A 14,263-nucleotide genomic window follows, 5' to 3' on the forward strand; every position below is an offset into this window, starting at 1 on the left:
ACGCATGACCGCCGATACGAAACAAGTGATGCTCGAATGTCGGGACCTGACCCGGGTCTACAGCGAAGGCCCGCAAGATGTGACTGTGTTGGATGGGCTCGACCTCGTAGTGCGGGCCGGCGAGCGGGTTGCCGTGGTCGGCAGTTCCGGGTCGGGCAAGACCACGCTGCTCAATCTGCTGGGCGGTCTTGATCACCCCAGCCGTGGCACGGTCACCATCGCCGACCAGCCATTGACCAAACTCAACGATGACGCCATGGGGCGTTTTCGAAACCGTCATATCGGTTTCGTCTATCAGTTTCACCATCTACTGGCCGAGTTCACCGCCTGTGAGAATGCGGCCTTGCCTTTGATCGTGCGTGGACACAAGCGTCGCGATGCGGAACGACGCGCCATGGGCATACTGGAGCAAGTGGGCATGGCGCCGCGGGGCGATCACAAGCCCGGCGAGCTGTCCGGTGGAGAGCGCCAACGAGTCGCTATCGCCCGGGCGCTGATCACCGACCCCAGCCTGATGCTCATGGATGAACCCACCGGTAATCTCGATCAGACGACGGCGGCGAATATCCTCGGCTTGATGGATGAGCTGGCACGGACGAGTGCCTGTGCGTTCGTGATCGTCACCCATGATCCGAGTCTGGCGGCGCATCAGGATCGGGTGCTCAGGCTGGATGGTGGTCGCCTTCTGAGCGCTTGAGGCTATGCCCGATCCCTTGGCGCAGGGTCAGGTGAGCGTATTGCGATGAATGACCTCGCGCTGGGCGCAGCGCCGTTTGGCGCGGCGCTTCCAACTGCGTGATACCTGCCAGCGCCAGATCAGGCGCAGCACGATGTTGCTGATGATCCCCAGAACGACGGCCGACACCAGCGAGCCCAAAAAAAGCACCGGCAAAATATCGACCATCTTGGCAGCGAACCAATGGGTGCTGAGATGATTCGGTGCCGGCTGCACCGGTGTATCAAGAAGCCAGCTTCCCAGCCGATAGTTGCCATAGAAGACCACCGGCATGGTCAAGGGGTTGGTCAGCCATACCAGGCCTACCGATAATGGCAGGTTGCAACGCAACAGCCAGGCGCCACAGGCGGCCAATGCCATCTGAAACGGAATCGGCAGCATGGCGCAGAACAATCCCACCATGAACGCATTGCCAACAGAGCGTCGCGTCAATACCCATAGCGAGGTGTTGGCGACAATCGGGCTCAAGAAGCGCAGTGAGCGGTTGCGCTTCAGGGTGTCCTGATGGGGTATGTGACGCTGAAGCAGTCTGCGCAACATGGTCTCGTTCGCTGATCTTGAACACGCACCATTATCCACACATGGTCGTCGCCCTGCCACGGCCCGCGATAAAACGATAAGAGAGAGCTTATGGGGCTGGCTGCGCCACTGGCCATGGCGGCAATGCTGGGCGCTGCCATGGGCGTTCTTACACCGCCGGGCTTGTTTGCCGTTATCTGTATAGGGCTATTGGGGACGCTGGCCGCCTCACGCTATGGGCTGGCGCTCTTGATACTGCTGCTTGCATTGAGCGCGACCCAGGTATTGCTGGCCCGCGGTTCGATACTGCCGCCGGGTCTCGCGGGCACGGATCTTGCCGTGACTGCGCGGATCTCCGAACTCAACGATGAAGAAGGCTCCAAGCGTCTGCGTCTATCGCTGACCTCTTGTCACTCGATCGAGCAAGCACGTCTTGCCTGTGATCGATTGGATCAGGTGCGAGTCAGTTGGTACGACGCGCCCGTCCTCGAGATCGGCGAGCACTGGGCATTGACCCTGCGCCTGCGACCCCCCGGCGGCTTTGCCAATCCGCATACCTTCGATTATGCCGCCTGGCTGTGGCGGGAAGGCATCGATGCTACCGGCTATGTGCGCAGCGCCCCAGCGCCGCGACGTCTGCAGGCGTCTCATGACACTTTTCGCAAGCAAGCCCTGGCCTATCTCGAACGCCATGTATCCGATGAGTTGTCCCGACGCTGGCTAGCCGCGCTCACTCTGGGGGCGAGTGAACGTCTGGATCAAGAGGATTGGGCGCTGTTGAATGCCAGCGGCACCACCCATCTGATGGTGATTTCGGGACTGCACGTTGGTCTGGTCGCGGCTTTCATGTTGATGCTCGCTCGAGGGGCCGCGCGGCTGGCGACACCGCAGCGCTGGCGTATGGTGGCCTGGCCCTGGTGGAGTGCAGCCGCGGCAGCCGTGGGCTATGCCTGGCTTGCCGGTCTCGAACCACCGGCCTTGCGGGCCATGATCATGACCCTGGTGGGGCTCTGGGTGGCTAGCGGGCGCCATGCGCCCGGGCCTTGGCAGGCGTGGTGGCTGGCGCTGGCCATCATCGTGCTGGTCGATCCGTTGGCTCTGTGGCGACCGGGGTTGTGGTTGTCATTCATTGCCGTGGGGTTGTTGATCCTGGCCTGGCAAGGGCGCTCGCGGCCCGCCGGATGGCGTGGCTGGTGCGCAGCGCTGCTGCGCAGCCAGTGTCTATTGGCACCGCTGATGGCGGCGGCGGTACTGCTTGCCTTCGATCGGGTGGCGCCGGCGGCACCGTTGATCAATCTGCTCGCGGTTCCCGTGATCGGTAGCCTGATGGTGCCGCTGGGACTTGCGGGTTGGCTGCTGGCCTGGATACCCCCACTGGCCGAGATCTGCTGGTGGTTCTTCGCGATACTGGCCCACGGCATACAGACCAGCCTGCACGCGGTCGTGGCCTGGTCGCCCTTGTGGCACCCCGAGCCCTGGCAAACGCTACCGATCGCGCTGGGCTTGATTTTGCTGACCGCTTTCTGGGTGTTGCCGGGGCTTTCAAAAGCACTGCGCTGGAGTGGCAGCACGCTGCTCATGGCTCTCGCCTTCAACCTGACCCCGCCTACGCTAGCCGATGGGCAGCTGCGTGTCCGCGTCCAGGATGTGGGCCAAGGTCAGTTGATCGAATTACGCACCTCCAGGCATCGTCTGCTCTACGATAGCGGGCCGCGTTTTCGCTCCGGGTTCATGCCTCTGACGACCCTGTGGCCGGCGGGTCAGTATTTTGACGGGGTCATCGTCAGTCACGGCGACAATGATCATGCCGGTGGGGTAGCGGCACTTGTCGAGGAGCACCGGGTCGAACGCTGGTGGTCGCCAGGGGCCGAACCGCTTGGGGTGCCGGACTCATCCTGTCGTGCCGGTGAGAGTTGGCGTTGGGATGGGGTCGCGTTTCGTTTTCTGTGGCCGGAGGGTGATCCGGCCAAGCTGGAACGCAACGATCGCTCCTGTGTGCTGCTGGTCGAGGCGGGCGGGCAACGGTTGCTGATCAGCGGCGATGCTGGAGATGCAGTCGAAGCGCGTCTTGTCGGAGAGCTTGAAAACGATATCCAGATACTGATTGCCGGCCATCATGGCAGTCGCACCAGCTCCTCCGCGGATTGGGTGGCGGCAACCCGGCCCCACCATGTGATATTCAGCGCCGGGCGCGGCAATGCTCATGGTCATCCCCATGCCGAGGTAGTACGGCGCTTTCGCGACGCAGGGAGTTGTCTGTGGAATACCGCCGAGGATGGCGCGATAACGCTGGACCTGGGCAGTGCGGCGTCTACCGATGTGGTCACCCAGCGCCCGATCCCCGGTGCTGGTGTCGAAGGGGGCTGCCTTGCGGTAGAATCCTCCTCTTATGCAGGAGGCCAAACCGGTAATGCCGGGTGACCGGGCAGGAGACCTGATCGATGGATGTATTCGATGCGCTGATGGCAGGTGGCTGGCTGATGCTGCCGATTCTCGGCTGCTCGCTGCTGGCCACGGTGATCGTCATCGAGCGACTCTGGAGCTTGCGGGCAACACGGATCGCGCCCAGCGGGTTAGGGCAGGAAGTGTGCGAGCGTATTCGTCAGGGCCAGATCGATTTGAACTGGCTGGAAGGACACTCCCCGCTGGGGGCGGTGCTGGCGGCAGGGCTGCGCAACGCACGCTTTGGCCAGGAGCAAGTGCGCTCCCGGCTTCAGGATGCAGCAACCGCAGTCATTCATGATATGGAGCGCTATCTGAGCCCCTTAGGAACCATCGCCTCGATTACCCCGCTGATCGGTCTTCTGGGCACGGTCGTCGGCATGATCGAGGTCTTTGCGGTCATCGTCAGCACCAACGGTGCGGAGCGCACCGCCGATCTGGCGGGAGGAATCTCTCAGGCGCTGGTGACCACTGCCGCGGGGTTGTTCGTGGCGATACCGGCGCTGATGTTTCACCGCTATTTCCAGCGTCGGGTGGAGGATATTACCGTGCGCATGGAGCAGCAGGCGGGACAGGTGGTCGAGCAGTTAGCGCATCAAAGCGGGGAACTGACCCTGGCGGAGCGTCGGGAATCCCCCGAGCGCCGAGGTGTTCGGGAGCAGCGTGCATGAAGTTCGTGCGTCATCGCCGCGACTCGGTGGATGTCAATTTGACCCCGTTGATCGATGTGGTCTTTCTGCTGTTGATCTTCTTCATGGTCTCCACCACCTTCGAGTCTCCCCGAGCACTGGAATTGACGTTACCCAGTAGCGCCAGCGCTACCGCGCAAGACGCATCACCGGTGATCCTGTCGATTACCCAGGCCGGTGAATATCGCCTGGGTGAGCAGACTCTTGATTCCGCCCAGGCGCTGCACGACGCCTTGATGTCTCAAGCCGATAGTGCTCGGGAACAGGGCCTGGTGATCGAAGCCGACGCACAAACCACTCATGAAACCGTGGTCGCGGCGCTGGATGAGGCCGCGGCGCTGGGCATACAACGTGTGCGTATCGCAACTCGTCGGCCTGCTGCGCTCGCCCCCGAATCCGTGGAGACGCCGTGACTCAAGCCAACAGCCTGACCCTCTATCGCCGTCTGCTCGGCTACGTCAAACCATACTGGAAATATTTCGCCCTGGCGGTGGTGGGCTATGCGATTTATGCCGCCTCGAGCACGGCGCTGGCGGAGATGATGAAGCGTCTGATCGATGGCATCCAGAACCCGGATGCCTCGTTTCGTCTGTTCCTGCCACTGTTCGTGATCGGCATGTTCGCCGCTCGCGGGGTCGGCACCTTTCTCGGCACCTACTTCATGAGCAACGTGGCACGCAATGTGGTCCATGCGCTGCGTTGTGACGTGTTCAACCATATGCTTCATCTTTCCGGACGATTCTTCGATTCCCATTCCAGCGGTCATCTGATTTCGCGCGTGACCTATCACGTCGAGCAGGTCACTGGAGCGGCCACCAAGGCCATCACCATCCTGTTGCGGGAAGGGTTGTTCGTCATCGGCCTGGTCGGCTATCTGTTGTGGACCAACTGGCTGCTGACCTTGGTCTTTCTGACGGTGACCCCCTTGATTGGCCTGGTGGTGCGCGTTGCCAGCAAGCGTTTCCGGCGTATCTCGCGCCGCATTCAGACCTCCATGGGCGATGTCACCCACGTGGCCTCCGAGGCGCTCTCGGGCTATCGCGTGGTACGCACTCACGGCGCCGAGGAGTACGAGAAGCGGCGCTTCGCCCGGGCCAGCAATTACAACCGCGAGCAGAGTCTGAAAGAGGCGCTGACCAAAGGGGTGAGCACGCCGGTGATTCAGCTCTTGGTGGCGGTAGCGCTGGCCGGTCTGGTGTGGTTGGCGATGTCGCCGGAGCTGATGGCGAACATGACCGCCGGGGAGTTCGTTGCCTTCATCACTGCCGCCTCGTTGATGGCCAAGCCGGTCAAGCAGCTCACCGAAATCAACAGTGAAATCCAGAAGGGGCTGGCGGCCTCCCAGGAGTTGTTCGGCCTGCTCGAAGTGCCGCCGGAAACCGACAATGGCGAGATAATCCCGGGCCGCCTGGAAGGGCGGGTGCGCTTCGAGGGGGTCCGCTTTGCCTATGGTGAGGATCAACCGGAGGTACTCAAGGGGATCGATCTTGATGTCGCGCCCGGCGAGATGGTGGCTATCGTGGGACGCTCCGGGAGCGGCAAGTCGACCCTGATGGGGCTGCTGCCGCGTTTTTATGCGCCTACCGCCGGACGGGTCATGATCGATGGAGTGGCGCTTGAAGAATATCGCCTGTCACCTCTGCGTCAACAGATTGCCCTGGTGTCGCAGCAGGTCACGTTGTTCAATGCCTCGATTGCCGACAACATCGCCTATGGTGTTCCGGATGCGACGCCCGAACATATCAAGGCGGCGGCGGATTCGGCCTATGCCAGTGAATTCATCGAACGCTTGCCCAAGGGCTTCGATACCGTGGTCGGCGATAACGGCGTGATGCTTTCCGGGGGGCAGCGTCAGCGCCTGGCCATCGCCCGGGCGATCTTCAAGGATGCCCCCATTCTGATCTTCGATGAGGCCACCTCGGCGCTGGATACCGAGTCCGAGCGCTATATTCAGCAGGCGCTCGAAGAAGTCTGTCGCGATCGCACCACCTTCGTCATCGCCCACCGCCTGTCGACCATCGAGCGGGCCGATCGTATTCTGGTGATGGAGCAGGGCGAGATCGTCGAAAGTGGCACCCATGCTCAACTGCTCGAGCGTGAGGGTGCCTACGCCGCCCTGTATCGACTGCAGTTTCAGGAGGCCAGTGCGTGAGTCGCTGGGTCGATGCCTGGTACCGGGGTGCCGGTTGGCTCAAGGTGCTAATACCGCTCGAATGGCTCTATAAGAGTATCGTGGTGCGCCGCAGACGCGCCTACATGAGTGGTCGCAAACGGGCGCAGCGTTTGCCTGTGCCGGTCATCGTGGTGGGTAACATCACTCTGGGAGGAACCGGGAAATCGCCGCTGGTGGCTTGGCTTGGGCGTTGGTTGAGCGAGCAGGGGCGGCGCCCGGGCATCGTTTCCCGCGGCTATGGCGGCAAGGCGCCGCATTATCCTTTTCAGGTCGGGGTCGAGGCCTCGGTGGATCAATCCGGCGATGAGCCATTGATGCTGGCCCAGCAGACCGGCCTGCCGGTAGTGGTCGATCCGGATCGCCCACGTGGGGCTTGGGCGCTGGTCGAGGCAGGCTGCGATATCGTGATCGCCGATGACGGTCTGCAGCATCTGGCACTGGGGCGGGATCTCGAACTGGTGGTGGTCGATGGTCAGCGGGGGTTCGGCAACGCGCGCTGTCTACCGGCCGGCCCCCTGCGCGAGCCCTTGTCGCGGCTCGGTGAGGTCGATGCCGTCATCGTCAACGGTGAGCCGGCGAAGACGCTTCCCCAGCCCGGCTACCGTATGCAATTACGACCGATGCACTGGCGTCATCTCATGGACGGGGTCTGTTATCCTATCGAAAAACCGCCGTTCTCGAGTTCTGTACATGCCTTGGCGGGTATTGGGCATCCCTCGCGTTTTTTCACCACTCTCGAGACGCTGGGGCTGGACATAGAGAAGCATCCGCTGGCGGATCATCATCATTTCAGCGCCGGGGATCTGCGCTTCGATGACGAGCTGCCGGTGGTGATGACCGCCAAGGACGCGGTGAAATGCCGTCCCTTCGCCCATAGGAATTGTTGGGTGCTGGACGTGGAGGCGCATCCTGAATCGGCCTTTATCGACTGGCTGCAAACGCGGCTCGAGACGCTTCAATCGGCTACCCGGGAGGTAAGCAATGGATAAGGAACTACTGGCCCTGCTGGTTTGCCCACTGTGTCAGGGCAAGCTCAAATACGATCGCGAACGGCAGGAGTTGCGATGTCACTTCGATGGCCTGGCCTTTCCGATTCGCGACGACATTCCGGTAATGCTCGAGGAAGAGGCCCGGGTCATGAGCGTCGAGGAAAAGCTCAACAAACCGACCGCTCAGGATAATGGGCTTGCTGCAAGTGGGCAGACACCAGGTGAGAAGGTAGACGAGCAGGCAACCGAAATCGGCAAACCATCGGCATGAGTGATTTCCTGCATGAATGATGTTGTCGTTGTCATTCCGGCGCGCTATCACTCCACGCGCTTGCCGGGTAAGCCGCTGCTGGATATCGGGGGGCTACCCATGGTGGTGCGGGTTTGGCAGCGGGCCTGTGAGAGCCAGGCTGCCCGGGTCGTCGTCGCCACCGACGATGAGCGTATTCAGACGGCAGTCGAGAAGGCGGGGGGGGAGGCATTGTTGACTCGCGCCGATCATCCGTCGGGAACCGATCGTCTGGCCGAGGTGGCCGAGCGTCTCGGGCTCGCCGACGATGCCATTCTGGTCAACGTCCAGGGTGACGAGCCCTTGCTGCCTGCCACGCTCATCGACCAGGTCGCGGCTCGCCTGGAAGAGGACTCAAGAGCATCGATCGCCACCCTGGCGGAATCGATCAGCGATATCGACACCCTGTTCAATCCGAATGTGGTCAAGGTGGTGCGCGATTTGAACGGGCGCGCCCTGTATTTTTCCCGAGCACCTATCCCTTGGGATCGGGAGCACTTTGCGACACGCCCTGAACTACTTGAGTCAGATCTCTGGCTACGCCACGTGGGACTTTATGCTTACCGTGCCGGCTTTCTTGCCGAATATATCGATTGGCTGCCCAGTCCCTTGGAACAGTTGGAACAACTCGAGCAGCTGCGGGCGCTACACCATGGTCATGCCATTCAGGTGGCCCTCAGTGCCGAGCCCCATCCGGCCGGGGTGGATACTCCGGGGGATCTCGAGCGCGTGCGCCTGCTGCTGGCCGACCATCCCGGTTCATGAGGTTTTGAATAAGCCACAAGATTTCAAATACGCCATGAGGTTTTGAATGCGAGTTCTGTTCGTTTGTCTGGGCAATATCTGCCGTTCTCCCACCGCGGAAGGGGTCTTTCGCTCACGCCTTGATAAGGCAGGATTGGCGGAACGGGTCGAGGTCGACTCCTGCGGCACCAGCGACTGGCATATCGGTGAGTCCCCGGACCCCCGAGCTGTCGCGGCAGCCAAGAGTCGCGGTGTCGATCTGAGCCGGTTGCGCGGACGCCAACTGTGCGAAGATGACTTTCGGCGCTTCGACTACATCCTGGGCATGGATCACATGAACCTGGAAAAACTGGAAGCGATGCGGCCGGCGAAAAGTCAGGCCCATGTCGGTCTCTTCCTGGATTTCGCAGGTCGTTCCGACGAGGCGATTCCTGATCCGTATACCGGCGACGATCGCGGTTTCGAAAAGGTGCTCGATCTGATCGAGGCGGCCAGTGATGGCCTGATCGATGAGCTGCGTAGGCACCTGGACCGCGCATGATTCGCAGCGACGTCGATCTCTCCTCGGCCAATACGCTGGGCTTGCCTTGCCGAGCCGAGCGGTTTTTAGCCACCGACGATATCGGAAGCGTGCGCGATGCATTGCGTCAGGCGGTGAAACAGGGCTGGCCGCTGACGGTGCTCGGGGGCGGCAGCAATCTGGTGCTACACCCCTGGTTGCCGGGGCTGGTGCTACAACCGACCTTTACCAATCTGCGCTTCGAGGAAGCAGGGCAGGGCGAGGTGCTGGTCCATGTGGGAGCCGGCCTGAACTGGCATGTTCTCGTCGAGGCCTTGGCAGAACGCGATCTGTGGGGTATCGAGAATCTGGCGCTGATTCCTGGGCATTGCGGGGCGGCGCCGATTCAGAATATCGGTGCCTATGGGGTCGAATTGGCGGATGTGCTCGAGCAAGTGCATCTATTGCATCTCGAGGATGGTCGCGAAGCCATCTTGGGTCGTGATGATTGCGCCTTCGGCTATCGCGACAGCATCTTCAAGCACGCCCTGGAAAATCGCGTGGTCATCACCCGTCTGGTATTGCGGGTGTCCAAGCGGGCTCAGCCACGGCTCGACTATGGCGATCTGGCATCGCGACTACCCGCCGCGCCCAGTGCCAGCGATGTGGCCGCCGCGGTTAGTGCGGTGCGTCGTGAGAAGCTTCCCGACCCGGCGGTGCTCGGTAATGCCGGCAGCTTTTTCAAGAATCCAGTAGTGTCTGCTGAAAAGGCTCGAATGCTGCTCAGCCGAAATCCGGGCATGCCGCATTTCCCTCTCGCCGACGGCAATGTCAAGCTGGCCGCCGGCTGGCTGATCGATCAGTGCGGTCTCAAGGGGTTGCGTGAAGGGCATGTGGGCATTCACGATCGTCAGGCGCTGGTGCTGGTTCACCATGGAGGCGGTAGCGCCACCGAGCTGCTGGCCTTGGCGCAGCGTGTCGTCGGTGAGGTGCAGGCACGTTTTGACGTTACCCTGGAGCGCGAACCGCGCTTGATGGGGGAGACTGCGCGTTAGATAGGAATTCGCGACGGTGAACGAAAAAGGCCTGGCAGGCATTGACCTGTCAGGCCTTTTGTATTCATCGTGGTGGCTACGCCCTGATTCGAACAGGGGACCCCATCATTATGAGTGATGTGCTCTAACCAGCTGAGCTACGTAGCCGTACAACGGGGGCGAATCCTACACATAAGCGCATGATACGTCAAGTTTTCTTGTTATCTGTGTTTTCGGGGCTTATCCGGCGACAGGCCTTCGCGAAGGCGCTGTGAACCCTTCCCTGGGCGCTACTTTTGCCATCCATGGCAAAAGACCTTCGCTTCGACCTGTCCCCGGCGCCCTATGCGGTTCTCAGTTGTAATAGACTGATCGGCGTCAGGCCTCTAGACGTTGAAGCGGAAGTGGATCACATCCCCATCCTTGACGATGTACTCCTTGCCTTCCAGCCGCCACTTGCCGGCATCCTTGGCACCCTGTTCGCCCCCCAGGGTGACGAAGTCCTCATAGCCGACGACCTCGGCGCGGATAAAGCCTTTTTCGAAATCCGTATGAATGACGCCGGCAGCCTGGGGGGCGGTGGCGCCGATCTTGACCGTCCAGGCACGCACTTCCTTTACGCCGGCGGTGAAGTAAGTCTGTAGGCCGAGCAGCGAGTAGCCGGCACGAATGACCCGATCGAGGCCCGGTTCTTCCATTCCCATCTCGTCGAGGAACATGCTGCGCTCCTCATCGTCGAGTTCGGCGATCTCCGCCTCGAGCTGATTGCATACCGGTACCACCACGGCATCTTCGTCCTTGGCGATCCTATCCACCACGTCGAGATAGGGATTGTTCTCGAAGCCGTCCTCATTGACGTTGGCGATGTACATGGTCGGCTTCAGGGTCAGAAAGCCGAAACTCTTGACCTGGCGCTTCTCGTCGTCGGAGAGGCCAAAGCTGCGAAGCGGCAAACCTTCGGCAAGATGCGGCTGGATGCGATCGAGGATCGCCTTGGTGGCGATGGCATCCTTGTCGCCCCCCTTGACAACTCGGGTCAGGCGCTGGCTGGCCCGCTCGACGGTGTCCAAGTCCGCCAGCGCCAGCTCCATGTTGATGATCTCGATATCCGCCTGCGGATCGACCTGGTTGGCGACATGAATGACGTTGTCGCTGTCGAAGCAGCGCACCACGTGGGCGATGGCGTCGGTCTCGCGGATGTTGGCCAGAAACTGGTTTCCCAGCCCCTCACCCTTGGAAGCGCCGGCAACCAGGCCGGCGATATCCACGAACTCCATGGTGGTGGGGATCACCTTCTGCGGCTTGACGATCTCCGCCAACCTGTCGAGCCGCGGGTCGGGCATCGGCACGATGCCCGTGTTGGGCTCGATGGTACAGAAGGGAAAGTTCTCGGCGTCGATGCCTGACTTGGTCAGCGCATTGAAGAGGGTGGACTTGCCGACGTTGGGCAGGCCGACGATGCCGCAGTTGAAACCCATGATGTGTTCCTGGAAATCGGATGAAAAAAACAATGGCGGGCATTCTACGCCACCCGCCATGTCTTCACTAGCAATGTAAACGTTGCGTTTGAGTGGCAGGTCAGACGTGCGGGAAATAGGCGAGCGCAGCCATTTTCGTTAACCCTTGAAGCTATGCAGGCGATTCATCGCCTTGGCCCATTCGCCCTGGAGGGCTTCGGGTAGCGTCGCAAGGCATTCGTCGATGGCGGCATCGATGGACGCGCGCTCGCTCTTGCCCGGCCGACTCAACACATAGTTGACCACCTGGCGTGCCTCGCCCGGATGGCCGATGCCGATACGCAGACGATGAAAGGCGTTGTTGTTGCCCAGGGCACTGATGGTGTCCCGCAGGCCGTTATGGCCGCCGTGGCCGCCGCCCTGCTTGTATCGGGCCGTACCTGGGGCGATATCCAACTCGTCGTGGGCGACGAGCAGCTCCTCGGGAGAGAGCTTGAAGAACTGGCAAAGCGCGGCGACAGCCGCACCACTGCGATTCATGAACGTCGTCGGATTGAGCAGGTGAAGCTCCTGACCGGCGAAGTTGACCTTGGCGTATTGTCCAAGAAACTTCTTCTCCATGCGCAGTGGCGTAAGGCTGTCGCGCGCAATGGCTTCCACCAGCCAGGCGCCTGCATTATGCCGGGTGTCGGCGTAGTCGGTGCCTGGATTGCCGAGACCGATGATCGCTTTTAGCTGACTCATGAGGCTTTCTTCTCCAAGGAAGCAAACCAACTCCCAAAAAAATCAAGCGCCGGGCTAGCGGCGCTTGATCCATGGATAGAAGGGACTTTTCGACCAGTCTAAAGACCCGACAAGAGAGATGACTAGCTCTTGTCTTCGCCTTCGTCCTCTCCGCTCTCCTGATCCTTCTCGGCGCTTTCTTCGCCTTCAGCCGTTTCCCCGCTTTCGGCTTCATCTTCCTCTTCGTCGCGAATCCTAGCCTTGGCGATGTTGAGGATGGCGTAGTCGTAATCCTCGCCATGGCTGAGGGCCACGGAGGTCACGCCTTCCGGCAGTGTAATATCTGACAGATGCAGCGTCGTACCGACTTCCAGCTTGGAGATGTCAATTTCCAGATAGTCCGGCAGATCCTTCGGCAGACAGCTGATCTCGACTTCCGTCATCAACTGGTGAAGCTCGCCGTCCTCTTCCTTGATGCCTACACACTCTTCTTGGCCGGTCACGTGCAGCGGCACGCTCATGGTGAATGCTTCCTTGGCGCTAACCCGCAGAAAGTCTGCGTGGGTGACCAGCGGCTTGTAGGGATGGCGTTGCAGATCGCGCACTACCACCTGATAGGTCTTGCCATCCACCACCAGGTCGATCAGGGAAGAGAAGAAGGCCTCGTCCTCGATGGCCTTGTAGAAGGCGGACTTCTCCACGGAGATCGGGCGCGGAGCCTTGTCACCGCCATAGACGATGGCGGGAATATACAGGTCCTCACGACGCAGGCGGCGGCTCGCACCTTTCCCCAGCTCGTCACGGACCTTGACGTTAAGTTTGAAATCGGACATTGGTTAACCTCATGGGGTTGAAATAAGGAAATCATCACCCCCGCGACCAGGCGGTGACGTTTCCGATAGCGCTCTTTGAACAAACTACTGCAGCGCACGTATCCGAGCAGGATGTTCTAGTGGAACATCGCGCTCACGGATTCTTCATTGCTGACACGGCGGATCGCCTCGGCGATCAAGCCTGCCACGCTTAGCTGGCGTATCTTGCCGCTGCGCCGTGCCTCTTCGGCAAGCGGGATGGTATCCCCGACGACGAGTTCGTCAAGTACCGAACCCAGAATATTATCCACCGCCGGCCCCGACAGGATCGGGTGGGTGGCGTAGGCCACTACACGCTGAGCACCGTGGTCCTTGAGGGCTTCGGCGGCCTTGCAGAGCGTGCCGGCGGTATCGACCATGTCATCGACCACCACGCAGGTGCGACCCTCGATCTCGCCGATGATATGCATCACCTGAGCCTGGTTGGACTGCGGCCGGCGCTTGTCGATGATGGCCAGGTCGGCATTGAGTTGCTTGGCGATGGCTCGGGCACGCACCACGCCACCTACGTCCGGCGATACCACCACCAGATTGTCGTAGTTCTGGCGCTCGATATCGTCGAGCAGGATCGGCGAGCCGTAGACGTTATCCACCGGCACGTCGAAAAAGCCCTGGATCTGATCCGCATGCAGGTCCATGGTCATGACCCGGTCGACCCCTGCCTTGACCATCATGTCGGCGACCACTTTGGCGGAAATGGGCACCCGCGCCGAACGCACGCGGCGATCCTGACGCGCATAGCCGAAATAGGGAACGACGGCGGTGATGCGAGTCGCGGAGGCGCGGCGCAGGGCATCCACCATCAGAATCAGTTCGAGCAGGTTATCGTTGGTCGGGGCGCAGGTGGACTGCAGGATGAACACATCCTTGCCGCGAACGTTCTCATTGATCTCGACTGCGATCTCGCCATCGCTGAACTGGCCGACCGTGGCATGACCCAGCCGATTGTCGAGACATTCGGCCACCTTGCGAGCAAGTTCGGGATTGGCGTTCCCGGCGAAAACCATCAATTTAGACACGCGCAGCCACCTTTGGAGTCTGAGAGCCTGTGGGGTACGACAGACCTCTAGGGAATCTCGATAGGAATGTTGGCAGTT

At 60.9% G+C, this 14,263-nt stretch carries 15 protein-coding genes and 1 tRNA gene; 10 read left to right on the top strand and 6 right to left on the bottom strand.

Going from position 1 to position 14,263, the window contains the following annotated elements; all coding sequences use genetic code 11:
• The first annotated feature begins 4 nt into the window (after positions 1–4).
• Positions 5–697, top strand: coding sequence for an ABC transporter ATP-binding protein (locus ACPF7Z_RS01715; RefSeq protein ID WP_425191428.1), 693 nt, complete (start codon positions 5–7; stop codon positions 695–697).
• Positions 698–724: 27 nt separating this feature from the next.
• Here the strand turns inward: ACPF7Z_RS01715 and ACPF7Z_RS01720 are convergent, their stop codons facing one another.
• Positions 725–1,276 (bottom strand): DUF2062 domain-containing protein, encoded by a 552-nt coding sequence (locus tag ACPF7Z_RS01720; RefSeq protein ID WP_425191429.1) that lies wholly within the window; start codon positions 1,274–1,276, stop codon positions 725–727.
• Between the two features lie 90 nt (positions 1,277–1,366).
• Between ACPF7Z_RS01720 and ACPF7Z_RS01725 the strand changes: the two genes are divergently transcribed.
• From ACPF7Z_RS01725 to murB, 9 genes are read left to right on the top strand one after another with little or no spacing between them, the layout of a single operon-like run.
• Positions 1,367–3,676 carry a DNA internalization-related competence protein ComEC/Rec2 gene (locus ACPF7Z_RS01725; RefSeq protein WP_425191430.1) on the top strand — a complete coding sequence of 770 codons (2,310 nt, stop codon included), beginning with the start codon at positions 1,367–1,369 and terminating at the stop codon, positions 3,674–3,676.
• Positions 3,677–3,696: 20 nt separating this feature from the next.
• Entirely contained in the window at positions 3,697–4,368 is a 672-nt protein-coding gene (locus tag ACPF7Z_RS01730) for a MotA/TolQ/ExbB proton channel family protein (RefSeq protein ID WP_425191431.1), read from the top strand.
• Positions 4,365–4,799 carry an ExbD/TolR family protein gene (locus ACPF7Z_RS01735; protein ID WP_425191432.1) on the top strand — a complete coding sequence of 145 codons (435 nt, stop codon included), beginning with the start codon at positions 4,365–4,367 and terminating at the stop codon, positions 4,797–4,799. Before ACPF7Z_RS01730 ends, ACPF7Z_RS01735 begins: the two co-directional genes overlap by 4 nt.
• Positions 4,796–6,538 (top strand): lipid A export permease/ATP-binding protein MsbA, encoded by a 1,743-nt coding sequence (gene msbA / locus ACPF7Z_RS01740; protein WP_425191433.1) that lies wholly within the window; start codon positions 4,796–4,798, stop codon positions 6,536–6,538. The genes ACPF7Z_RS01735 and msbA overlap by 4 nt, the downstream gene beginning before the upstream one ends.
• Complete coding sequence (gene lpxK / locus ACPF7Z_RS01745) at positions 6,535–7,548, top strand: tetraacyldisaccharide 4'-kinase (protein ID WP_425191434.1); 1,014 nt, start codon at positions 6,535–6,537, stop codon at positions 7,546–7,548. The genes msbA and lpxK overlap by 4 nt, the downstream gene beginning before the upstream one ends.
• Entirely contained in the window at positions 7,541–7,819 is a 279-nt protein-coding gene (locus ACPF7Z_RS01750) for a Trm112 family protein (protein ID WP_425191435.1), read from the top strand. The genes lpxK and ACPF7Z_RS01750 overlap by 8 nt, the downstream gene beginning before the upstream one ends.
• Positions 7,820–7,831: 12 nt before the next feature.
• A complete protein-coding gene (kdsB, locus tag ACPF7Z_RS01755) occupies positions 7,832–8,602 on the top strand; it encodes a 3-deoxy-manno-octulosonate cytidylyltransferase (RefSeq protein WP_425191436.1) in 771 nt (256 codons plus the stop codon).
• A 46-nt stretch (positions 8,603–8,648) separates the two neighbouring features.
• Positions 8,649–9,122, top strand: a complete 474-nt coding sequence (locus ACPF7Z_RS01760; protein WP_425191437.1) for a low molecular weight protein-tyrosine-phosphatase — start codon at positions 8,649–8,651, stop codon at positions 9,120–9,122.
• A complete protein-coding gene (gene murB / locus ACPF7Z_RS01765; protein ID WP_425191438.1) occupies positions 9,119–10,135 on the top strand; it encodes a UDP-N-acetylmuramate dehydrogenase in 1,017 nt (338 codons plus the stop codon). The genes ACPF7Z_RS01760 and murB overlap by 4 nt, the downstream gene beginning before the upstream one ends.
• 70 nt (positions 10,136–10,205) lie before the next feature.
• Here murB and ACPF7Z_RS01770 read toward each other — a convergent pair.
• From ACPF7Z_RS01770 to ACPF7Z_RS01790, 5 genes are all read right to left on the bottom strand, one after another.
• Positions 10,206–10,282, bottom strand: a tRNA-Met gene (locus ACPF7Z_RS01770).
• 218 nt (positions 10,283–10,500) lie between these two features.
• Entirely contained in the window at positions 10,501–11,592 is a 1,092-nt protein-coding gene (gene ychF / locus ACPF7Z_RS01775) for a redox-regulated ATPase YchF (protein WP_425191439.1), read from the bottom strand.
• A gap of 138 nt (positions 11,593–11,730) precedes the next feature.
• A complete protein-coding gene (gene pth, locus ACPF7Z_RS01780) occupies positions 11,731–12,315 on the bottom strand; it encodes an aminoacyl-tRNA hydrolase (RefSeq protein WP_425191440.1) in 585 nt (194 codons plus the stop codon).
• 122 nt (positions 12,316–12,437) lie between these two features.
• The gene (locus ACPF7Z_RS01785; protein ID WP_425191441.1) at positions 12,438–13,127 is read right to left on the bottom strand and encodes a 50S ribosomal protein L25/general stress protein Ctc; all 690 of its coding nucleotides are present in this window, start codon (positions 13,125–13,127) and stop codon (positions 12,438–12,440) included.
• A 116-nt stretch (positions 13,128–13,243) separates the two neighbouring features.
• Positions 13,244–14,185, bottom strand: coding sequence for a ribose-phosphate pyrophosphokinase (locus tag ACPF7Z_RS01790; protein ID WP_425191442.1), 942 nt, complete (start codon positions 14,183–14,185; stop codon positions 13,244–13,246).
• Between the last annotated feature and the right edge of the window lie 78 nt (positions 14,186–14,263).

The sequence above is a fragment of the Halomonas sp. GXIMD04776 genome (assembly GCF_049808615.1).
Lineage (GTDB): Bacteria > Pseudomonadota > Gammaproteobacteria > Pseudomonadales > Halomonadaceae > Modicisalibacter.